This window comes from Odoribacter sp. (genome assembly GCF_985060555.1).
Genome location: NZ_CFKYFN010000005.1, coordinates 16,565 through 38,977, shown reverse-complemented (window position 1 = coordinate 38,977; position 22,413 = coordinate 16,565). Strand labels below are relative to the sequence as shown.

Genomic DNA, 22,413 nt, shown 5'->3' with positions numbered 1-22,413 from the left:
TGACGAACCAATGCCCGAGGCAAGCACACGCACCAATTCCTTCATTCCTTCAGGATTACGCAGATGGTTGCGCTCAATTACGTCACGCAGATAGGTCGTTTCATACAGACCACGCAAATAGTCTGTTTTCTTTTCTTCCGTTTCAAGCAAAGCCACCTGTGGCAGTCCTCCAAAAGTATAGTAATCCAACCAAGCTTTGCGTATATCTCCACCAATACCACTAAAGTATTCGTCAAAGGTGAGAGGCCAGATGCGTATCTCGTCACCTCTGCCTCGAAACTCTGTCACAACATCACTTGACAGGAAACGAGAGTTTGAGCCTGACACATACACATCTACATTCCGCATGTGTGTCAAGCTAAGAATAACCTCCACAAATTCTTCTACAAGTTGTACCTCGTCCAAGACTATATAATAAGGATTGCCATCATCCACAACCTTTGAATCTATATAATCGAGCAAGGAATCAGGCTTTCTCAACCGTCTGTTTCGGAAATCATCAAGTTGTATTTCGATGATGTGACTATTAGTCACCCCATGTTCCAACAACCAGTTATGCCAGATATCAAACAACAGGAAAGACTTTCCACATCGTCTGACACCTGTTATAATCTTCACAAGACCGTTTCCACGTCCTGCAATAAGTTCATCCAAGTATTTCTTACGTTCAAATATCATATTAGAGTATTGTTTTTGATACTGGTATCACATTTTACACCACAAAGATAATAGTTTTATCCCAAAAGCCAGCACAATCAATGAAAAAACTGCGTTTATCAAGTAAAAAAACTGCAAAACGTAGCTTCGTAAACTACACAAAAATGCTTTATAGAACAAAAGGGTATGACATGTAATCACACCCTTCAAGGGAGTCGTTTCAACCGTACCCCTTTATGAATTTCGTCATATAACTTCTATTCACCACATTATAGGGTCAGTTTAAAACGCCCCTCCCAACCCTTATTTCGTGATTCCTGATGTGATTGAAAGTTAAATACGTTAAATCTTCACCTTTTCGTATCTAATCAGAATCCATACGGTCACTTTTCTACCGTTTAGAGCGTATAATACTGATAATCAACTAATAATACATTCCATTATCAAATTTTCCTTGTCTACTGAAAATGAATATAAAATCCTGTTCGTTATCCAACAGATACAGTTTATCATCCGCAATTTCCAGTTTGTCAATTGGGGAAATCAGGCATTCCGGAGTTGTTTCCAGGGGCACTATTTCTTTCCCACAAAACAGCGAATCGGCAAATAAGGGTTTATCCCCGGATGTCAGAGGAATATTGATTTGAAATATATCGGAATCCTTTTCATTCTGTCTGTCTTCATTACAACCGAAAACGATAATACCGGCTAAAAACAAAATTCCTATCCTAATGCAATATTTTATATTAGACATAATCATAGCATTTTGACCATAATTGAAGTCGGGAATCTCCCGACTTCACAAATTATTATTTCATATCTAACCAAAATTTTGCACAAGTGTGAGGTTTACATAAAAAAGTGCCATTCAATTCACAATCTCTTCTGACTCCATAAAATGTTTTTTTATATACTCCCTTTGCATTGAGACCTACAAATTTTCTAATCCCAAAAATAGTCACATAACCATCTGCATCTATAGATGCGCTGAAACTACAATCACCATCATGCACTTTATAACCTTTACTACTAGAATCTCCATCTCCTTCGATAATTTCACCATCTGGAGCTTCTCACAAAAAACTTCCTGGCAAATTCATACATGTATAGCCTTCTGGACAAGGATCTTCCAAACATTCATTAATGTCATTACCAAATTCATTATAACCGGGGTTTACAGAACTTGTCGTCATAATACTGATTGCGAGCAAAGCAATTGTCCATAGAATCATTTTTCGCAAATTTGTTTTCATAATCATTAATTTTGCTAGGTTAAACAAATAGTGTATTTATAGGGATTGCCAAAACATGTTCCGGCAATCCCTTTTTCTGTTTTTTACTTGATGAAAGGTTTCCCTAACATTTGGTCAATAACAGGGGTGAAGACACTGAAATTTCCGTGCCCGGACTCATAGGTTATTTTCATGAAATTTCCTTGTCCGTCGTTTATTTCCGTCACATTTCCATTTCCGTCGAATTTGTAGGTATATTGTGTTTCCCCGTCAGTGACGGTGGCAGGAACCGTTCCGTTGTATGTGAATTCAAGGGTTCTGCCGTTGCTTTTGACGGATTGCAACAGATTACCGGAATAGGTGAAGGAATAACGGTCCTGTTCAATCCAGTTCTCTCCGGCAGGGGCTGTCATATAAAGGATGGAAGTGATTCTGTCGCCTTCATACAATGTTTCGTATTTATGCAAGGTGCGTTCGTAAGTTTCCTGATGGATGTCTTCCGGGTCGTAAACATCATGATAAATCCGGTTGATGCAGATATTGCTGTTTTCATTGTATTCATAAGTATTGATTGTCCTGTAAGTTTTCAGATAGGAGTTGTCAAAGTCCTCGCCTGTACCCACATCTTCCCTCGGGGTGTAATGCACGACGCTTTGCCGTTTGATCCGTCCGTCCTCATACAGATCGACCTTCTGGCTATACAAAACCCTCCCAACGAGCGGGATGCTGTCTTTCAGACTGTAATTCCCTGCCCCGTACTTATTTTTCAGAAATTGGTCCAAACGACTGATGGAATCGCTGTCAATCTTGGGAATCCAATCATTGACTTCGATTTCATAATTGATATCCGAGTTGTTGGATATCCCGAAGTTGCCAATGGTGTCCCCCTCTGTATCAATGTGGAAAGCACTCTCTATCTGCTCCTTGTTGTAATTTATAATCCAAATGTAATCACCCCAATGGTCATTGTGTCCTTCTATCCTGGTTACCCGGAACAGATTCTTCTTGACAGTATGTTCCGACTCTTTTGCTATGTTCATATCGGCTTCTTTAGTACATGCCGTCACTAACGACAATACGAGAATTGATAAATATAGTGTATGTCTCATGATTCTGTGTTTTTAGAACGCTTTCTGTATATTGGTGGCTGTAATGCGGCCGAATCCTCCGAACTCGCCGTGCAGTTCCCGGTTCTTCTCCAAAGTGCCCGTACCCAGGGTGGCGATGGCGACAGTCCTGACGAACCCTTCCCGGCTTGAGGGATTGTAGGTCGACAATACAATCATACGGTTGTTGTTGCTTACCTCTATCACCTTATCGTCGGCATCCGCGTTCGGATTGGGATTGGTGTAGTCCACTTTTCCCTGATATTCTTTCCATGCCATCATGGAAGTGATTTCCTCTCCTTCGGGCGCCGTATATTCAAGGGTCACAAGAGGATTGGCGATAGCCAGGTTGATGGAATAGATTTTGGTGGAAGTGGCATAATAAATGACATTCTGGGTTTCCGTCCCCTCAAAAAAGCGTGCGTCCTGAATCTCGGGAAAACTGTTCAGGTCGATAATTTTCAATGGTTTCCCATTATCAGTCTCAGGGTCATAAGTCCGTAAAGTTATATACGAATAGATTTTCCCGTTGGTCTTGGCCTTCCCTGTTTTCGGGTCTTTTTCTTTCAGGATGATGTGCATCTGGCTGTCGTCACCGGAAAACATGGCCAGGCAGGTAAAACCCTGCAGTTTGTTTTGATCGAAAGGGGCGTCGGCGGGAAGCTTGGCACTGTTGAACACTTTCAACTGGTCGTCGCTGTCAAATTCCAACAAGCGTCCGTTTTTCTCGTCAAACCCGATTCCATTTTCCCAGGCCGGACGGTAGAAAATGCCCATGTAATAGTCGGACATATCGCTGGTCTGAAGATAATAGGAATACACCTTGTTGTCTTGTTGCATGCTCCTCGGATAGATTTTGCCGGTAATGGCAAGAAGTTCTGCCCCTATTTGCGGATCATAGCCAATGGTAGTCACATTGTACTGGCCGGGATCGATGACAAACATGTCGCCGTTGCCGTCGATATAGGAATAATTGAAAGGGTCCACCCGGTCCAAAGTGTGGTCGGTCCCGATGGTCAGCGAACGGTTGACCTGATAAGTGGTAGAACGGACGGCTGTCGCAACTCCATTGATTTTCCGACCATTGACACTCGAAAACAGATTCCGCATCACCGTATCCTGTTCTTTGTGATAGCTATCGGTGAAATTGTATGCCATGATCAGCGACACATCGGAAGTCATCTCGTCTTTTGTGTCACACACGATCAGACCGCTCCCGAACGGACTCATCACCGTCACATCGAACACTTGTTCCTGGATGATGTCCGTGGTATTGTCCCTCACTTCATACACCAGTTTGTAGGCATTGTTTTGCGCACTGACATCGACCATGTATTTCAGGGTCATGGTGGAATCGATGACTTTAGGAATAATGGTATTGCCTTCCAGGGTCCATTTGAACGAGAGATCTGCGTCCGGCACGCCTTCTTTGTAAGTAATCGGCTTTATCTCCAAGGTGTCGAATGCGAAAACTTTATAGGTGGTCGGTTCATCACCCAGATCGATGACAATCGGGTTCATCAGTTTATAGTTCAAGGAAGAGTCGTCCTCGAAACAGGAAGCCAGAAACAGGCTTCCCAATAGGGCTACAAGTAATGTTTTTATCTTCATGACTTTGAGTTTTTAGGTGATGATTTAAGGCATGGTGACCGGCTGTCCCTTATATTCTCCGTCTTCATGCTTCAACGGGTTGCCGGGATGCTCATTGTTGTATTCGGTCAGTTTTTCTTTCACCAAAGCGGCGTAGGCTTTTACCTCTGTACCGGTCATGGTCCAGCGTTCCGGATCGGGATTGTTCGGATCCGCACTGCCTCTGGGAGACCAATAGGGGAGGGAGGGAAGCCCGGTTGCATCTAAAATGAAACGGTACCATGAGTCGGAATACTCCCCAAAATAGTTATTTAATTGACTCCAATTGGCCGGTCGTCCGATTTTATTGGTGATATACAGGCTGAAAACCCTCCCGTTCAAATCCGTGACAGGAAAATCTTCCGTGGCCACCACCCGCAGTCTGGTCACATAGACGGAATCGTCCAGCAACGGACTGTAGTTTATTTTCACCTGCAACTGCCCCTGATAACTTCCTGCGGGGACACTCCCCGACAGGAGTTCATACATACTCTCCTCGGCTGTAATCGTATCCTCCGGTGACAGCCTCACCTTAATCACACGCTCTTTATCCATCGCACTCCCGGTAATGAGGAAAGGGATATTGACAGTGTCACATCCGATTTCCACATTTTCAGGATGTTCCGTAAAATTATAAGTGGTGGAGAATCCGTTGAAGTAGATTCCCGGAGCTTCCGTATACAGCGTCACCTTCTCCTTGGAGCAGGAGACCCCTGCAAACAGGGCGGAAGCTATGATGATTAACTGAAAAATAAAGTTTCTCATAACCGTTCTTGTGTTATTTATTGATACTATTACCATAATCTTCACGTCCTCCTATTTCAACCTCCGTTTCGGGCAGGGGTAGAACAAACAAGGCATCGCCGGCACCTAAGGAGGCATTGGGAATGTTCAGCCCCAATCGTTTGTAATAGAAGAACAATTGCCCTTCTCCTGCAAACTCCTTTTGCCATTCTTTCTGTATTTCCCGGCTGATTTCCTCTTTGCTCAAGGAGGCGGGCAGGTTTTTCTCATATAGGATGCCTCTGGCCACCCGCACGGCGTTCAGTGCGTCGACTGCCTTTTGGGGATTGTTCAGGTTGTTATAGCACTCCGCCGCATAATAGTACATCTCCGGTTTGCGCATCAAGGGCATCTTGTTTTTTGCCCTGGATTCTGAATCTGCCGGTTCGTAGAATTTCAGAAAAGTCCAGGCTTTTGCTTCCGTCTTGTTAAACCACCGCATATACCGGATATCCGACACGCCTGTCCCATCGGCGATTTCATAAAGGCTTTCCCCCTTGGTCTTGGTAGTATAGAACACCTTTTCATTGTCAGTGCTGGAAAAGTCCGCGTTTATCTTGTACTGCTCTACATAAGGACGGAGTGTCTTATATAACTGGTTCACTTCCAGATAAAAGATGTGCTCGGCGGTAAACGACAAATCCCTCATTTTTTCTTCCACATGCACACTTGATTCAGGATCCACCCAAGGGATAACCTGCTTCTTCATGAACAGTTCCTCAATGGCCTCCAGAGCCTCCTTGTATTTCCCCTCCCACATACACACACGCGCTTCCGTTGCTTTGACCGCATAGTAATTGAAACGGCTCTTCCGTTCCTTGAAAAAGAGATCGTTCTCATCCATCTCATAGTCATCTCCTTTGATTGCAGTTCCGTAAGAATCCCAGTAGTTCAGCAGTGAATCCGCTTCCGCAAGATCCCGGTGAATGTATCCCAGTACTTCTTTTACGGTAGATTGTTTGGTGAGCACCTTGCTATACTCCGTCACGTAAGGGATGGAAAGCTTGTCCAGGTTGGAAGGCTGGTTCTCCAGATTTCCCCAGCCGAATATGCGCAGCAGTTCAAAGTGCAGGAAAGCCCGCAGACCGATGGCTTCTCCTTTGATGATGCCGTAAGTGGTGGGATGCAGGATGGCCTTTTTTTCGTCGCTCACTTCGAGCAGCGCGTTCAGGTTGGCGATGATGCGGTAGGTTTTTTGCCAGATACCGTCGATGGTCCCGGTATAGCTTTCATAACGGTACTGCTTGAGATTGTTGTAAGGATTGTTCGTGGCCATGTCATACTGCTGTGCCAGCACATCAAAAAAGCAGACAGTGGATTCCCGCCCGTAAAGGGTGGAATCCGCCATCATCATGTAGCATCCGATCAGGGCATCTCTGAAGCCGGTTTCATTCTCAAACATCTTGTCACTCTTGATTTCCGTTTTAGGCTCCACTTCCAGCCATTGGTTGCAGGCCGACAGGGAAAGGAGCAGGAACAATGACAAACTAGATATTCTTTTTCATGGTTCTCGGTGTTATAAGGTCACATTTAAGGAGAAATTGAACGTTCTGGCGAAAGGATAGGAGGTTCCCCGCTCAATGTCGATGCTTGAAAAGGTGAAAAGGTCGTTTGCATTGAACCGCAGCAGAATCCTTTCAAGACCGATTTTCTTCACAAAGTCATGACGGAAGAAGTCGTATGACAGTTGCAGGGAGGATATCTTCAATTCGTTCCGTTTCTGCACAAAACGGGAGGTAGGATATGTCTTCTCTGAAGCGAACTGCTGCTTTTCGGACACATACACTTCTTCGCTGATTGCTTTGTACAAGGCGATATCTCCCGGTTTGCGCCAACGGTCGGTATAGATGCGTCGGTCCACGTTATATTTCATGTCGGCGTTTTCCACTTTGTCAACCAATGTCTGGTTATACATTTTGGCCCCGTACTGATAAGTCAGTACAGCATTGATGCCGAATCCTTTGTACTCGAAATTGACACCGGCATTCCCCTGGAATTTGGGTAGTTCATCACCGCAGATGACCTGCTGGGCCGCATCGTAAGTATAGGTCCGGTAAGGATTGCCGTTCTCGTCTTTCGCGATATAGATTTCGCGGCCATTGGCCGGGTCTATCCCTAAGGAAGGCATCGCCCAGATGGCATCCATGGAAACACCGTCGTAATATTTCTGGACAGGTACATTACCTTCAGTGGCCAGTTTCTCCTGCTGTTCGTTATAGGAACGCATGGCTTCGGATATTTCCTTCAGGATGTTTTTGTTGCGCGATATCATAAGGGAGAACGACAGATAGGAACGGTCTGCCGGCTGTTGCCATACGGTCGCTCCGGCACGTAGGTCGAACCCCCGGTTCAATACTTTTCCGACGTTTTCCTGAACGGTGGTGAAACCGGTAGACGGAGCCAGGCTTAGAGGGTTCACCGCATTGTTTGTAATGGAATGGTAGTATTCGAAAGTAAACGAATAACGGTTTTTATAATTGAAGTCAAAACCATAGTTCTGCTCCACTTTCTCCTGCCACTTCAAATCCTCGTTGCGCATGTTCAGCAATTGCGCTCCCAACTGGCCTCCGTATGTCTTGTCAAGGAAATATTCGTATGAGGCCAATGCGTTATAAGCTGCCGAGCTTTGGGAACCGGTCGAGCCTGTCGTCGCCCTCAGACGCAGTTGGGTGATGTTGGAACCTTCCATCCAGCTCTCGTTGTGTATGTTCCAGCTTCCTCCCACACTCCAGAATTTCCCCCAACGACTGTTGGCTCCGTACATGCTGGATGCGCTCTGACGGAAAGTGGCGTCGAAGTTCAGACGATTGTCATAGGAATAGTTTGCCGACAGATAATAACCGAAATCCTTTACAGTCTCCTCCGTCCCTTTGGGCTTGGCATCTTTCAGATATTGCCGGGCAAAGATAATGTCGGTCATCTTGTCGCTCGGAAAGCCTTCTGCCTGTTGCAGATTGGTGGAAGACTGTTTGCGCGACAGATCAAAACCTGCATTGACAAAAATGTCATGCACACTCAGGAAATTCTTGTTATATTGTACGTCGAACTTACCGCTCAAGGAATGTTGTTCGCCGTTTTCCAGGTCGTAGCTCCCCTTTTCCGTCAGACGGTCGGTACTGTAGGAGGCGAATTTCAGATGATCCGACGGATAAAACTCGTCGCTCCTGCTGCGTTGTTCTGTAAGTCCGAAACGGGCTGTAGCCTTCAGGCCGGTCATGACAAACCATTGTAGTTCGAAATTATTGGTGATGTCGACGTATTTGTCCTGTAAGAGTGTGTTCAACTGTGCATTGTACAGGGGATTCGCCTCAAATTCAATATCCTCATACCATGCATTCACCGTGACACTGTTTCCCGGATCCAAAGAAGGGACGATGTTGTCGGTCAAATGACCGTATTGATCGTAGGGTGTGTAATAAGGGTTGAGTTTGGTGTATTCATCGAAAGTCCCGTACTTGGAGTCGTGCGCTTCGTTGGAAGTGATAGTCAACTGGTTTCTGAACAGAAAATTCTGATGCCTGTACAACAGGGAGATTGCTCCGGAGATGTTTGTACGATCCGAACCTTTCATAACCCCCTTGATGTTCTGGTAAGACAAATCGACGATGGCCTGTAATGCCTTGTCGCCCAATTCCACAGAAAGGCTATGCTTGTTGCCCACACCCAACCGCAACGGCTTGGATATCCAATCCGTGTTGATTCCCGATTTGACGGCCGACTGGCGTTGGTTATACATTTTAATCATCATGCGCTGTGATTCGAAATCGGCTCCCGGATCGTTGAACATCCCGAAAGCCTGTTCCACCTCCAGTTTTTCCGCAGCATTGCACAAATCGTACGAACTGAGGTCCGGAGCCTCGATTTCCATGCTTCCATTGTAAGTGACGCGCAAGTCTCCGGACGGATTCTTCTTCAATTCAATGACAATCACACCATTGGCTGCTTTCGAACCATAAATGGCCTTTGCCGAGGCATCTTTCAGAATGGTCAAACTTTCCACCCTGTCCATATCAAGGTCCATGATTTTCTGGAGAGAGGTCTCGAAACCGTCCAGCACGAACAAAGGCGCATTCGGGTCGTTCTGGTAGGTCGCCTTCAGATCCACATCTTCCATATTAATGGAGGACTTGCCGCGTAACACCATTTCAGGCATAGCGTTCGGATCCGAACCTAAAGACATGTTGTCGAAAAACATGATGGAAGGATCCAGGTTCTTCAACGACTGCAACACATTAGAGTTCCCCACGCGCTTCAGGTCATCTTTCCCGATAGTCCTCACCGAACCGGTGAAAGTGTTAGCCTTACGTTCAAATACTCCGTTCACCACCACCTGATCCAAGACGGTGGCATCCTCTTCGAGGATGAAATTCAGTGCCGTCGATTTGCCAATTTTCTGCTCCTGGGGTTTCATGCCGACAAACGACACGAGCAGGGTAGTATTCGGGTCATCGGGTACGGTAATGGTATAATTCCCGTCCACATCCGACACCACGCCTGTAGAGGTACCCTTAATCCGGATGGTCGCTCCGGGCAATGGCTGGTTGTTGACATCTCTGACAATCCCTTTGATTGTCCTCATCTCTTGTGTTTGTGCGGTCGTCAGGAGGGTCGGAGCGACCGGGACTGCCTGCACACGACTTGAAAAAAACAGAGGAGCCACTGTGAGTTGGCAGGCTATGCAGAGCATAGGGACTCCCCGTCCGTAAAGTTGTTTCTTTTTCATGAGTTTTTAAGGTTTAACGACAATTTAAAACGCTCGTTTTTTCTGGATACGGCAGACCTTGAAAACGAACGGAATCAATTGTTGAAACCTAAAAATCACAAATCATATAAACAATTAAAAATTAATAGATAACAGAAACAGAAAAGTATCGGAAAAAGTGTTGTTCAGGACACGGAAAATTGGAATTATTGTCCAGAAAAAACAAGCGTTTTTTTTCTAAAAACAGATTCTGTTACAGTGCTTTGACTTCAATTTTTTAACGATTGCCACTCCGACGCTGATGTCCTGGAGTGCTGTGCCTGTAGAATCATAGATAATGATTGATTCGGGAGAGGCGGGGCATATTTTCCGGCCTGTGACGATTTCCCCCAATTCTGCATAGATGGACTCCTTACCCATCAGCCCCTGGGATATGGCGTGTTGTGATTCCCCCACCCGGCATGCCTGCACCCTAATGTCGGTGACAACGACGGAAGAAGCGACCAAGCGCGGATCCAGTTCCTGCTTGCCGGGACTGTCCGCTCCGATTGCGGCAATGAAACATCCCGGCTGTATCCATTCTTTGCGGATATAATACTTGTGTGCCGGAGTGGCTGTTACGATAAGGTTGCTGCACCGGGCAGCCTCTTCCCCGGAACAGCAGATTACCGGTATGCCGAGTTCTTTTTGCAGCCTGACTGAAAACGATTCCGCTTTTCTCACATTTCTTCCGCTTACCCGGATTATCTCAATGGGTCTCACCAATGACAAGGACTTCGCCTGGATTTCCGCTTGTGTGCCATAACCGAATACGCCTAATTGAACCCTCCCTTCAGGAGCAAGGTATTTGGCTGCCACGGCTGTCGCCGCCCCGGTCCGCCATTTGCTGATAGTTACAGAATCCATGATGGCTATAGGACTTCCGTTCCGGGCATCGCATATATAGATAATCCCCAAAATGTTGGGCAAACCGTAATTTTCCATATTTCTAGGAAAGCCTCCGTTTATCTTTACCCCATAATATTCTTCATTCCCATAACATATTCCGCCTGTCTTCAAATGAAATTCTCCGTTCCTGACATCCGCATGTAGTAAATCCGGTGCATACACCTTCCCTTGTGCATGCAACGCATGTGCCTCTTCAATGACAGGTAAGTATTCTGCCAAAGAAAGGGCATTCTGAATATCACTCCGTGTCAGCACCAATGTTCCTTTTTCCATATTTTGTCTGTTTTCGAATTTAAAACATTGTCAACGAACCCCTTCCAGGGCTTTGCTGTATTTTCTGAGATTTGTAATGACATTCTCTATTTCATCTTCATCAAGTGATTGCAGAGCATTGGAAATGGTGAGGTTGATGGATTCCGTCGCTTCGTCCAACACTTGCCGGCCTACTGCAGACAAGGCAATCATCTTACGCCTTTTGTCGGCATCGTCCTGAAATGTTTCCACCAAATCCGCCTGCATCAGCTTTTTGACATTCCGGCTCATCGTGGAGTGATCCACCTGTAAAAGCTCTGCCAGTTCCTGAATAGACAGTCCTTGATGGGCATTGATATGGTATAGTGTGTGACGTTGTCCGAAGGAAAGCCCTGCCCGCTGCCTGAACAACCCCAGGTTTTTAATCAATTCGTAGTTTAATTGCCTTAAAGTATCAATTTGATTTTGCATACAATTTTTAATTATTTTGTAATATACATGTATATATCATATTTTATATGCCTACAAATATATGTATAATACATGCAATATCCCATATTCAAATTATTTTTTAACATTAAAATTTTAAAATTCATACAGACAACCTGTTCTTTCCGTTTTCCAAACGTCACCGCCTGATTCTGCAAAAGATGGATGAATGCCAGTAATTTGAAAAGTTTTTCCTTACACTTTTCAAACATTTACTTATTGATTATCTATTGTTCATTTATTGAAGTGATTTGAACTTATGTTAGTTTCTTAAAAATGCATTAAGATATTAAAATACAGCATACAAATAGAAATGTTCTTTATATTATAGGTGACCAAATATTGCTCTGGCTTTCCACAGCAAAACATGGTTATGTCACTCAAAGTTGCCTTATTGAGGTGGCAAACGCCATTTTGTACAAACTCAAGACAGGCTGCCAATGGTCGCTTTTTCCGGTAGAGGCCTTGTTTAGCGTCAAGGTACTGACATACGGGACTGTTACCATCATTACAGGGAATGGAGCAAGGGCGGCAAATGGAAATCCGTATGGATTCAGCTACTTGACAACTACCGTACTGAATTGGACATGTCCTGCGCAACGTATTGAGAAAGAAGGAAGTCATCACGAACATCCGTGCCAATAAACGAAGGGACAACGCCGATGATATTCTGGTGGACGACGAACTGTATGCCGAAAGGTATTACATAGAGCGGACCGACGCCTGGGTGGATAGCTTCAGAACGGTTCTAAACCGGTTTGACACTACTGTTTCCAGCCGGACATCTTGGAATTATCTGGCTTTCGCTATCCTGCTGCTAAAGAAAATTTCACGAAAATAAGAGGTTTAAATCATTTCTATAAATAAAACAGGACTTTTAGTGGTTTACTGTTATTTTTTCGGTGTTTGGATATTACCTTTGTTGCAAACGAAATTGATTTTATGGATTCCGATAGATATTCTATTCATTTTTCTCCTCTACAGGGTTATACAGACCGGATTTATAGAAATGCTTTCGCTCACTATTTCGGTGGGGTGGAGGTGTACTATACCCCTTTTATCCGGGTAGAAAAAGGGGCTCTTCGCAAGCGTGATCTTCGGGATATAGAACCTGAAACGAATACGGTTGCTGACTTGATTCCTCAGATTCTTCCCGGTAGTGCCGATGAATTTCGTTTGTTGACCGATGCAGTGGGAGAGAAGGGATACAGGCAGATCGATATTAATCTGGGTTGTCCTTTCCCGATGATTGCCGGTAAGCACAAAGGGGCTGGAATGTTACTTTATCCCGCACAGGTAGCGGAGGTACTGGCTCCCATTGCAGAGTATCCGGAAATTCAGTTTTCGTTGAAAATGCGGTTGGGTTGGGAAAATGCGAGCGAATGCATGGTGTTGGTTGAATTGTTGAATACCCTTCGCCTTAGCCGCATCGCTCTTCATGCCCGAACCGGCAAACAACAATATAAAGGCCATCCGGATTTAGAAGCATTTCAGGGTTTCTATGAGCTTTGCCAGCATCCGCTTTACTACAATGGTGATATTGAATCTTTGTCGGATATCCGACAAATTCTGACTCGGTTTCCTCTGCTGAAGGGCGTTTTTATCGGTCGTGGATTGTTGTCTTCGCCTTTGTTGGCTAAGGAATTTAAAGGAAATGAAACTTTTTTGCCCGAACAACGTATGTCAATATATTTTGCCTTCCATGAAGAGCTTTTTTCAGCCTATTCCCAGGTACTTCAAGGAGAAACTCAATTGCTGGTGAAGATGAAGACCTTGTGGGAATATTTTTTGCCTGAAACTGACCGGAAGTTATTGAAACGGATTAAAAAGTCTACCCGCTTACAGCAGTATACCGAAAGTGTAAAAGCAATATTTACTTCTTAACAGGAAAATTCGATGAAAAAATTTTTGTTCATTACCATAGGTGTCCTTTCTGTAATCTTGGGAATAATCGGAATATTCGTGCCTGGATTACCCACTACCCCTTTTATTTTATTGAGTTCCTGGTTATTTTATAAAAGTTCGAAGCGATTGCATGATCGTTTACATCGTTCCCCCCTTGGAAAATATATCCGCCGTTACGAATCCCGGCAAGGGATGAGTTTAACCGGTAAATTCATTTCGATTGCCTGTATGTGGATCATGATCAGTATTTCTGCTTTTCTTATCCTTGAAGATTTCAAAATACGTGTTCTTTTGTTGATATTGGGAGCTATCGGTACAGGAAGTATATTATTGATCGTCCCGACTGCTAAGCGGCAAAATCCGGGATCTGAAGAGGCCCGGTAGGATCGTACAGTCGCCGCCGCCCGGCCATAAGTTTATTTTTTCTTTCTATTCCGATTTCGGAATAGAAAGAAAAAGGGAACAGTATTGACACCGTTCCCTTTATATAATATAGAATTACACCGGTTATGCGATCACGACATTAACGATTTTTTTCGGAACAATAATCATTTTCCGGATTTCTTTTCCTTCAAGCCATTTGCCTGCCTCAGGGGAGGCTTTGACTGCAGCTTCGATTTCTGCCTGGGTTGCAGTCAACGGCATATTCAGTTTGAAACGTACTTTACCGTTGAAAGAAACCGGATATTCAAAGCTATCTTCCACCAGGTATTTTTCTTCCCATTGAGGGAAAGTTGCTCCGATTACGCTTTCGGCATGTCCCAACAAATGCCACAATTCTTCAGCAATATGAGGAGCATAGGGTGCTATAGCAACGACCAGGGGTTCGAGAATAGCCCGTTTATTGCATTTCAGTGCAGCCAATTCGTTGGTACAAATCATAAAAGCCGGAATAGAAGTATTGAAAGAAAAATTTTCGATATCGAATTCGATTTTTTTCAAGGTTTTATGAAGTACTTTTAATTCTTCTTTGGTCGGTACTTCGTCACTGACAGAGAATTCTTCTCCGTTCAGGAACAAACGCCAGAATTTACGTAAGAATTTATATACGCCGTCGATGCCTTGTGTATCCCAGGGTTTGTGTGCTTCAAGCGGTCCCAGAAACATTTCGTAAAGTCGTAAAGTATCGGCTCCGAATTGTTCGATGATATCGTCCGGATTGACTACGTTGAACATAGATTTCGACATTTTTTCAACGGCCCAGCCACAGATGTATTTACCGTCTTCGAGAATAAATTCGGCATCGGCATAATCAGGCATCCATTTTCTGAAGGCTTCTGTGTCCAAAATGTCGTTCTTGACGATGTTGACATCTACATGGATCTCGGTTGTTTCGTATTGACTTTTCAAACCGGCAGATACATAGGTATTGGTCCCTACGATGCGGTATACGAAATTCGAACGCCCTTGTATCATTCCCTGATTGATCAGTTTCTTGAAAGGTTCCGGTTCACAAACTACTCCTAAGTCATATAAAAACATATTCCAGAAACGGGAATAAATCAAGTGCCCTGTTGCGTGTTCTGCTCCTCCCAGATACAGATCGACATTACGCCAGTACGCATCTGCTTCATGGCTGACCAATGCTTTATCGTTGTGCGGGTCCATATAGCGGAGGTAATAAGCCGATGATCCCGCAAATCCCGGCATGGTATTCAACTCGATCGGATATCCTTCTTTCGTGGTCCAGTTTTTAGCCCGGCCGAGAGGAGGTTCTCCGTTTTCCGTGGGCAGATATTTATCGATTTCAGGTAATTCCAAAGGTAATTCTGCCTCATCTATCATATAGGGCATACTGTCTTTGTAGTATACAGGAAACGGTTCGCCCCAATACCGTTGACGACTGAAAATGGCATCCCGTAGGCGGTAATTGATCTTGCTCTTCCCGATCCCCCGTTTCTCCACTTCTTCGGCGATGAAAGCGATAGCTTCTTTTACTTCCATGCCGTCGATCAGTCCACTGTTGATCATCTTCCCTTCTTTGGCATCATACGAACTCTTGCTGAGATCGATAGGCTGGCCGTTATCGATAACCGGGATGACCGGCAGATTGAACTTACGTGCAAAAGCGTAGTCACGGCTGTCGTGGGCCGGTACGGCCATGATAGCTCCCGTTCCGTAGCCTGCCAATACATACTCACTGATCCATACCGGAATCGCTTCGTTGGTAAACGGATTCATCGCATAAGAACCGGTGAATACGCCGGTCACGGTTTTGATCTCGCTTTGGCGTTCGCGTTCGGTACGTTTAGCTACATAGTCAAGGTATTCAGCTACTGCTTTTTCCTGATCGGGGGTGGTCAGTTGCCTGACATAATCGCTTTCCGGTGCCAGTACCATAAAGCTCACCCCATAGATCGTATCGGGACGGGTTGTAAAGATCTTCAATTGTATATCCGAGTCTTTTACATCGAAAATCACATCGGCTCCCTGCGAACGTCCGATCCAGTTGCGTTGGATATCTTTCAGCGAATCGGACCATTCCAGGTGGTTCAATCCGTCCAGCAAACGCTGTGCGTAGGCAGAAACCCGTAAAGACCACTGTCGCATATTCTTTTGTACGACCGGGAAACCACCTCTCACCGAGAGTCCTTCTTTGACTTCATCATTGGCTAACACAGTTCCCAGCTGAGGACACCAGTTCACCATCGTATCGGCCAGATAAGCGATCCGGTAATTCAACAATACACGCTGTTGTTCCCGGATATCCATGGCTTTCCAGGCTTCGGCCGTGAAGATCGGGGTATCCGAGTTGGCTGCATTGATATTTGCGTTCCCTTCTTTTTCAAAGGTTTCTACCAGTTTGGCGATCGGTTCGGCTTTTTGAGTATCTTTATTGAACCAATGGTTGAACATTTGGATAAATGCCCATTGTGTCCATTTATAATATTTCGGATCGCAAGTTCTCACTTCCCGGTCCCAGTCGAAAGAAAAACCGATTTTATCGAGTTGTTCCCGATAGCGGGCAATATTTTTCTCTGTTGTAATGGCCGGATGTTGTCCTGTTTGGATGGCATATTGTTCGGCTGGCAAACCATATGCATCGAATCCCATCGGATGCAACACATTGAATCCTTTCAGACGTTTATATCTGGAATAAATGTCGGATGCGATGTAGCCGAGTGGGTGGCCGACGTGCAAACCGGCTCCGGAAGGATAAGGGAACATATCCAGTACATAAAATTTCGGTTTGGACGGATCGACGTCGACTTTGTAAGTCTGATTTTCTTTCCAGTAGCTCTGCCACTTTTTCTCTACCTCCTTAAAGTTGTATTCCATGATAATATAGATTGTTTATGATTTCATTTTGAGGCACAAAGATATAAAGTAAAAGGTAAAAGCTAAAAGGTAAAAGCTAAAAAGTAAAGGATAAAGTTGTGGCGGAACATAAAATGACAGAAGTTTCTAAAGTCATGCAGATAATGCTGCCGGTAAGCTGTTCCGGCTTGAAATGTTTGATTTCCTGTAAGTCTTGCCGGTCGCGGTATACAGGAGATCTTTATCCCGGACAGTAGCCGGATGACAGACGGTCAACGATAATAAGCCGGAAGGATAATGATTTGCATGAGGTTAGAATTGTGGTTTCAGGTGATAAATGACGATGACAGGGTTATCTTCTTCTTTCAGTCGGAATTGTAAGGTTTGCTTTTGTCGGGAGACCGGTAAATATCGATTTCCGTTGTTGGGATCATAGTATTTTTCGTCGTCGTTCAATACTGCTAAGGCGGAAACAGCCATCGGAGCATAAGTGTGACCGCGAAAGTTATCGTTTAGTTCGACGAGTATACCTTGGTGTGTCGTTTTATTCCAGATCAGTTCCTGAGGTTCGGAGCCATTGTATAAAATGAAAAAATAAGAATCCGATTCGTATATATTTTTGATAAAGATACCGGAGCTGACCAAAAGACTGCCTGCTTTCATGGGATCCGAACCGTTCAGTTGCCGGAGAATCCGGTCCGGAATAACTTTGTCTTTTAATGCATTGATAATGAAACGGGGAGATAAAGAATCTTGCCGGTATTGGAAGATCGTATCGTTATAGAGTATGGCACAACTCAATTCTTGTTTATAGGGTGCCGTTTCAAAAAAATCGAGGTTTACCCGGTTAAGAGTATTGCCTAAATCGAGTGAGAGCGGGACATATCCGATATCTTTGAGTTCATCGGTATTGTAATTATAAGTGGAATAAAATACGTTACATCGATACATCAGGTCGTATTTGAAAAGTAATTTCCCCGGTTCGGCAAAATCGATCGAGTTTATACTACGGATGATATCGGTATCCCGATGTAGTTGGGGTACCAGATCGACACTCCGGATGAATCGGTTTGTGGGCGTATAAAATAAGAGCTTATCCGAATCGAAAATAATCACTGTGTCTGCCTGAGGCGGAAAACAATAAGATTGAATAGAACGATATTCCCGTGGGCCTCTGCCCCGGGTACCGATGGTATTCAGAAATTTCCCCTGACGGTTGAAAACATAGAGGGAATCGTTTTCCGAATTTACCAGGAAAATATATTTATCGGTGATTTTCAGCTGTTTTACTCTGCCGATTAAAATCCGATCCGAGGTTTCTAAAGGGATGTAGGTACAACTGTCGATGAGTTGGGTTGGATCGAAAGACCGGACTTTCTGCAAGTCGCTTTTAGAAATACGGGTAACATCTATATTTCGAGGGACGGTTGGGTGCCCGCAATTGAATAGGAAACAAGCGAATAGACAGAAAAAAAGTAGCCGCATCGGAAAGGGAATTAGGGTTCTTTAGCAAATGTATAAAAAAATAATTACTTTCGTACGGTAATGGGCTTAAAACAAGGATATGTCGTCGGGTTTAGTGCTATTTATTTTGCTTGCTTATTTCGGGATACTGATTTTGATCAGTTATTTTACTTCCCGGAAATCGGATAATGAGACTTTTTTTACGGCTAATCGGACTTCCCCCTGGTATTTGGTGGCTTTTGGGATGATCGGGACCTCCCTTTCAGGAGTAACGTTTATCTCCATACCGGGCGAAGTCGGGAATAGCAATTGGACTTATTTGCCCGTCGTAATGGGAAATTGCATCGGATATGTGGTGATTGCCTTGGTTTTATTACCTTTATTTTACAAGTTGAATTTGGTGTCCATTTATTCCTGGCTGGGTATCCGTTTCGGTGAAAAAGCCCGTTTGACCGGATCGTTTTTCTTTATTTTATCTCAGTTGGTCGGCGCTTCGTTTCGTTTGTTCTTAGTGGTTGGAGTATTGCAATTGGCTTTATTCGACAGTCTGGGAATTCCATTTGCTTTGACGGTATTTATTACCTTAGGATTAGTGTGGATATACACTTTTCGGGGTGGTATAAAAACGATTGTTTGGACGGATACCTTACAAACGGTTTTTATGCTGATTTCGGTGGTTTTGACTATTGCCGTCATTTGTCAGGAGCTGGATCTGAATTTTAGTACGATGGCCGGTTCTATTCGGGAGAGTTCTTATGCCCGTATCTTTGATTGGGACTGGCGTTCTTCCCACAATAGCCTGAAACAGTTTCTGGCCGGAATAGCGATTACGGTTGCTATTAATGGATTGGACCAAAATATGATGCAAAAGAGCTTGACCTGTCGTTCACTGAGAGACTGCCGGATCAATATGTATTCTTTTTCTTTTCTGTTTTTACTTACGAATGTTTTATTTCTCGCGTTGGGAGCTTTATTATATATATATGCGGAGATGAAAATCGTAGAACTTCCCGGAAAATCGGACGATGTTTTTGCTTTTTTATCGATGAACTATTTCGGAGTAACCACCGGTTTATTTTTCTTGCTGGGCATAACGGCAGCTGCTTACTCTTCTGTAGATTCTTCCCTGACCTCTTTAACCACTTCCTTCAGTATCGATTTTTTGAAGATCGATCCAAAGGATCCTTTGCAAAAACGCCGGAGAATAGGAGTACATCTGACTTTTTCGCTATTGATGTGTATCGTAGTAATTCTTTTTCGGGAATTGAATAATACCAGTGTCGTCAATGCGGTATTGAAAGCTGTCGGTTATACGTATGGGCCGATTTTAGGGTTGTTTACTTTTGGGCTGATGACCGAATATCAGGTAAAAGGAAAATTTCTGCCTTGGATATGTTTGCTGTCACCCCTGATTTCTTATGTCCTCGATCATTTTTCAGAACAATGGTTTTGGGGCTATTGTTTCGGTTTTGAAATTTTATTGGTGAATGGTTTTTTGTGCTTTCTGGGTTTATGGATTTTCCGTAAACGAATAGTAGAAGCAATATAACCTCATAGATTTGTTAAAATTATTTTATAATGTTATCTTTAACGCCGATAAAGCGTAATAGTGATAGAAATTAATTACAGCACGATGAAAATTACTGTTATTTTACTAGCCCTTTCTTTGTTGTGTCTTTTTTCCTGTAAGGATAAAAAGGTAAAAGAAGAATTGACGACACAGAAAGTAGAAGTTGTTGAAGTGGCAAAACCGGAACCGGTGGCTCCTCCTAAAGAAGAACCGAAACCTGTTGTGAAACAGGTGAATTATTATCTGGTGGCCGGATGTTTTAAAATTCCGGAGAATGCTGAACGTTTACAGGCTAAATTAATCCAGGAAGGTTACGACTCCCGGATTGTTCCTTTTTATAATATGAGCATGGTCACTTATGATGGCTATGAAACTCGTAAAGAGGCACAAGTGGCTCTGAACCGGATTGTGAGAGAACCCGGAAAAGAACGGACCTGGGTATATCCTGTCAGATAAACCGGGCTTACAACTCTATACCTGTAAAAACCCGAAGTGCATAGCCGATTAGGAAACTGATCGCTGCTATGCCTATACTGATTATTGCCATTTCAGTAAAGCGATGCCGGAAGCTTTCTGTTTTGACAATGGAATAATAGTAATTGAAAATAGCTATAATCACTAATGCTCCGAACAGACAGACGCCCAGACCCCAATATACATTGGACAGGAGGACGAAAGGCAAAATCAGGACAACGACAGTGATAACATAAGCGATTCCGGTGTATACGGCGGCTTTTAGTGCATTTTTGTGAACATTGTTTTCAGTTCGGGTAGAGAGATATTCCGAGGCAGCCATGGAAAGAGCTGCTGCAATGCCGGTAATAGCGCCTGTCAGGGCTACCAGTTTGGCATGTTGAAGGGCAAAAGTATAGCCGGCCAGGGCTCCGGTAAATTCTACCAGCGCATCGTTCAGTCCTAAAACGACAGAACTCATATAATTCAGCCCTTCTTCATCGATAAGCTCGATTAATCTCGATTCATGAATTTCTTCATCCCGGGCAATTTTTTGTAAATCTTCCAAATGAGTTTGACGGTAGGCTTCCTGAGCATATTTTTCACTATTTTCCATCAGTTTGATACTGAAAGTAAGCCCGAATAAACGGGCAATCCAAACATAGAAACGAACTTTGCCTTTTTTAGGCCCTACTTCCTTTTGGGTATATGTTTTCAGGAGCTGGTAATGTCCTGATTCTTCTGCTGCTAGCTCGGTTAATATCCGGCGGTTATTTTCATTTTTTTGTAAAAGTGATAGTTGATGGTAGATATGGTGTTCGGTGATTTCATTAGTTTGAAATGCTAATAACTGTTTGGTTTCCTGGGAAGTTAAAGCGGGCATCATTTATGGGTGTGGTTAAGTAAAAAACGTTTCGTTATGTTACGGTATTCCATGAGCCAGGTTACAAAAAAAAGCGAAGACCATGCTTCGCTTTTTATATCCGATCAGGTAAAGACTACATAATAAAGTGATCACTGATAGAACGGTGTTCAACGACATTCCGGATTGTTTCTGCAAACATGTCGGCAACAGAAATCACTTTGATTTTACTGCATTCCTGGTGTAAAGGAATAGAATCCGTAAATATAACTTCGTCTAAAGCTGATTTTTCGATATTCTCATAGGCTTTTCCCGAAAGTACGGCGTGAGTAGCTACGGCTCTTACCGATAAAGCACCTTTCTCTTTCAGGATACTGGAAGCCTTACAGATAGTTCCGGCAGTATCGATCATATCGTCTACGATCACTACATTCTTACCTTCTACATCTCCGATCACTTTCATGTCGGCCACTTCATTCGGTCTTTCTCTGGTTTTGTGACAGATCACTAACCCTGAATCGAAGAATTTTGCCCATGAATTAGCACGTTTAGATCCGCCGATATCCGGTGAAGCAATAGCCAGATTCTCGAGTTTCAGAGAACGGATATAGGGAGCAAGTACCGTGGAACCATACAAATGGTCTACCGGAATATCGAAGAATCCCTGAATCTGATCTGCGTGTAAGTCCATCGTCATGATCCGGTCGACCCCAGCAGCACATAACAAATTGGCTACTAACTTAGCACCGATAGCTACCCGCGGACGGTCTTTTCTGTCCTGACGTGCAAAACCGAAATACGGAATGACAGCTACTACTTTATAGGCAGAAGCACGTTTAGCCGCATCGATCATCATTAATAACTCCATGAGGTTATCACTAGGCGGGAAAGTGGATTGTACGATAAAAACATGATCACCACGAACTGTTTCATCGTAAGAAGTCGCAAATTCTCCGTCACTGAAATGTAATAAAGTCTTTTGTCCGAGATCTAAATTCAACGATTTAGCAATTTTCTCAGCAATATACTTGCTGTTTTCCCCGGAAAAAATCTTAACTTCGGAAAGATCTGACATAATTTAGCCGTTTCAATATTTATGTTTT

At 43.8% G+C, this 22,413-nt stretch carries 18 protein-coding genes and 1 pseudogene; 5 read left to right on the top strand and 14 right to left on the bottom strand.

Annotated features, from left to right (window positions below; genetic code table 11):
• The 10 genes from AC5RDS_RS01025 to AC5RDS_RS00980 form a co-directional block, all read right to left on the bottom strand.
• On the bottom strand, positions 1 to 678 hold a 678-nt coding region (locus AC5RDS_RS01025; protein WP_494222172.1), incomplete at its 3' end, for an ATP-binding protein.
• Between the two features lie 403 nt (positions 679 to 1,081).
• Positions 1,082 to 1,411: a 6-bladed beta-propeller gene (locus AC5RDS_RS01020; RefSeq protein ID WP_494222171.1), complete on the bottom strand. Its 330-nt coding sequence runs from the start codon at positions 1,409 to 1,411 to the stop codon at positions 1,082 to 1,084.
• Between the two features lie 319 nt (positions 1,412 to 1,730).
• A complete protein-coding gene (locus tag AC5RDS_RS01015; RefSeq protein WP_195305480.1) occupies positions 1,731 to 1,910 on the bottom strand; it encodes a calcium-binding EGF-like domain-containing protein in 180 nt (59 codons plus the stop codon).
• Positions 1,911 to 1,993: 83 nt separating this feature from the next.
• Positions 1,994 to 2,998, bottom strand: a complete 1,005-nt coding sequence (locus AC5RDS_RS01010) for a hypothetical protein (protein ID WP_013612831.1) — start codon at positions 2,996 to 2,998, stop codon at positions 1,994 to 1,996.
• Positions 2,999 to 3,010: 12 nt separating this feature from the next.
• Positions 3,011 to 4,606, bottom strand: coding sequence for a PKD-like family lipoprotein (locus AC5RDS_RS01005; RefSeq protein ID WP_022160807.1), 1,596 nt, complete (start codon positions 4,604 to 4,606; stop codon positions 3,011 to 3,013).
• Between the two features lie 24 nt (positions 4,607 to 4,630).
• Positions 4,631 to 5,389 carry a DUF4843 domain-containing protein gene (locus AC5RDS_RS01000; protein ID WP_013612829.1) on the bottom strand — a complete coding sequence of 253 codons (759 nt, stop codon included), beginning with the start codon at positions 5,387 to 5,389 and terminating at the stop codon, positions 4,631 to 4,633.
• 13 nt (positions 5,390 to 5,402) lie between these two features.
• Positions 5,403 to 6,893, bottom strand: coding sequence for a RagB/SusD family nutrient uptake outer membrane protein (locus AC5RDS_RS00995; protein WP_306445947.1), 1,491 nt, complete (start codon positions 6,891 to 6,893; stop codon positions 5,403 to 5,405).
• A gap of 30 nt (positions 6,894 to 6,923) precedes the next feature.
• A complete protein-coding gene (locus AC5RDS_RS00990) occupies positions 6,924 to 10,130 on the bottom strand; it encodes a SusC/RagA family TonB-linked outer membrane protein (RefSeq protein ID WP_087383944.1) in 3,207 nt (1,068 codons plus the stop codon).
• A gap of 216 nt (positions 10,131 to 10,346) precedes the next feature.
• A complete protein-coding gene (locus AC5RDS_RS00985) occupies positions 10,347 to 11,330 on the bottom strand; it encodes an ornithine cyclodeaminase family protein (protein ID WP_113028205.1) in 984 nt (327 codons plus the stop codon).
• A 30-nt stretch (positions 11,331 to 11,360) separates the two neighbouring features.
• Positions 11,361 to 11,780 carry a MarR family winged helix-turn-helix transcriptional regulator gene (locus AC5RDS_RS00980; RefSeq protein WP_013612825.1) on the bottom strand — a complete coding sequence of 140 codons (420 nt, stop codon included), beginning with the start codon at positions 11,778 to 11,780 and terminating at the stop codon, positions 11,361 to 11,363.
• Between the two features lie 306 nt (positions 11,781 to 12,086).
• Between AC5RDS_RS00980 and AC5RDS_RS00975 the strand changes: the two are divergent.
• From AC5RDS_RS00975 to AC5RDS_RS00965, 3 genes and pseudogenes are all read left to right on the top strand, one after another.
• Positions 12,087 to 12,639: pseudogene (locus AC5RDS_RS00975) on the top strand (transposase family protein).
• A gap of 101 nt (positions 12,640 to 12,740) precedes the next feature.
• Positions 12,741 to 13,682 carry a tRNA-dihydrouridine synthase family protein gene (locus AC5RDS_RS00970; protein ID WP_013612823.1) on the top strand — a complete coding sequence of 314 codons (942 nt, stop codon included), beginning with the start codon at positions 12,741 to 12,743 and terminating at the stop codon, positions 13,680 to 13,682.
• Positions 13,683 to 13,694: 12 nt separating this feature from the next.
• Positions 13,695 to 14,087, top strand: a complete 393-nt coding sequence (locus AC5RDS_RS00965) for a YbaN family protein (RefSeq protein WP_013612822.1) — start codon at positions 13,695 to 13,697, stop codon at positions 14,085 to 14,087.
• A 123-nt stretch (positions 14,088 to 14,210) separates the two neighbouring features.
• Here AC5RDS_RS00965 and leuS read toward each other — a convergent pair whose 3' ends face one another.
• Both leuS and AC5RDS_RS00955 read right to left on the bottom strand, forming a co-directional pair.
• On the bottom strand, positions 14,211 to 16,982 hold the full coding sequence (leuS, locus tag AC5RDS_RS00960) for a leucine--tRNA ligase (RefSeq protein WP_118944852.1): 2,772 nt from the start codon (positions 16,980 to 16,982) through the stop codon (positions 14,211 to 14,213).
• 291 nt (positions 16,983 to 17,273) lie between these two features.
• Positions 17,274 to 18,344, bottom strand: a complete 1,071-nt coding sequence (locus AC5RDS_RS00955; protein WP_041556836.1) for a DUF4934 domain-containing protein — start codon at positions 18,342 to 18,344, stop codon at positions 17,274 to 17,276.
• 181 nt (positions 18,345 to 18,525) lie between these two features.
• Here AC5RDS_RS00955 and AC5RDS_RS00950 point away from each other — a divergent pair, with 181 nt between their 5' ends.
• Together AC5RDS_RS00950 and AC5RDS_RS00945 are read left to right on the top strand one after the other, a co-directional pair.
• Positions 18,526 to 19,974, top strand: coding sequence for a sodium:solute symporter (locus AC5RDS_RS00950; RefSeq protein WP_022160802.1), 1,449 nt, complete (start codon positions 18,526 to 18,528; stop codon positions 19,972 to 19,974).
• Positions 19,975 to 20,058: 84 nt separating this feature from the next.
• Positions 20,059 to 20,451, top strand: a complete 393-nt coding sequence (locus AC5RDS_RS00945) for an SPOR domain-containing protein (protein ID WP_041556834.1) — start codon at positions 20,059 to 20,061, stop codon at positions 20,449 to 20,451.
• A gap of 7 nt (positions 20,452 to 20,458) precedes the next feature.
• Here AC5RDS_RS00945 and AC5RDS_RS00940 read toward each other — a convergent pair whose 3' ends face one another.
• Together AC5RDS_RS00940 and AC5RDS_RS00935 are read right to left on the bottom strand one after the other, a co-directional pair.
• Positions 20,459 to 21,334 carry a VIT1/CCC1 transporter family protein gene (locus AC5RDS_RS00940; protein ID WP_022160800.1) on the bottom strand — a complete coding sequence of 292 codons (876 nt, stop codon included), beginning with the start codon at positions 21,332 to 21,334 and terminating at the stop codon, positions 20,459 to 20,461.
• 112 nt (positions 21,335 to 21,446) lie between these two features.
• Complete coding sequence (locus AC5RDS_RS00935; protein ID WP_013612817.1) at positions 21,447 to 22,385, bottom strand: ribose-phosphate pyrophosphokinase; 939 nt, start codon at positions 22,383 to 22,385, stop codon at positions 21,447 to 21,449.
• Between the last annotated feature and the right edge of the window lie 28 nt (positions 22,386 to 22,413).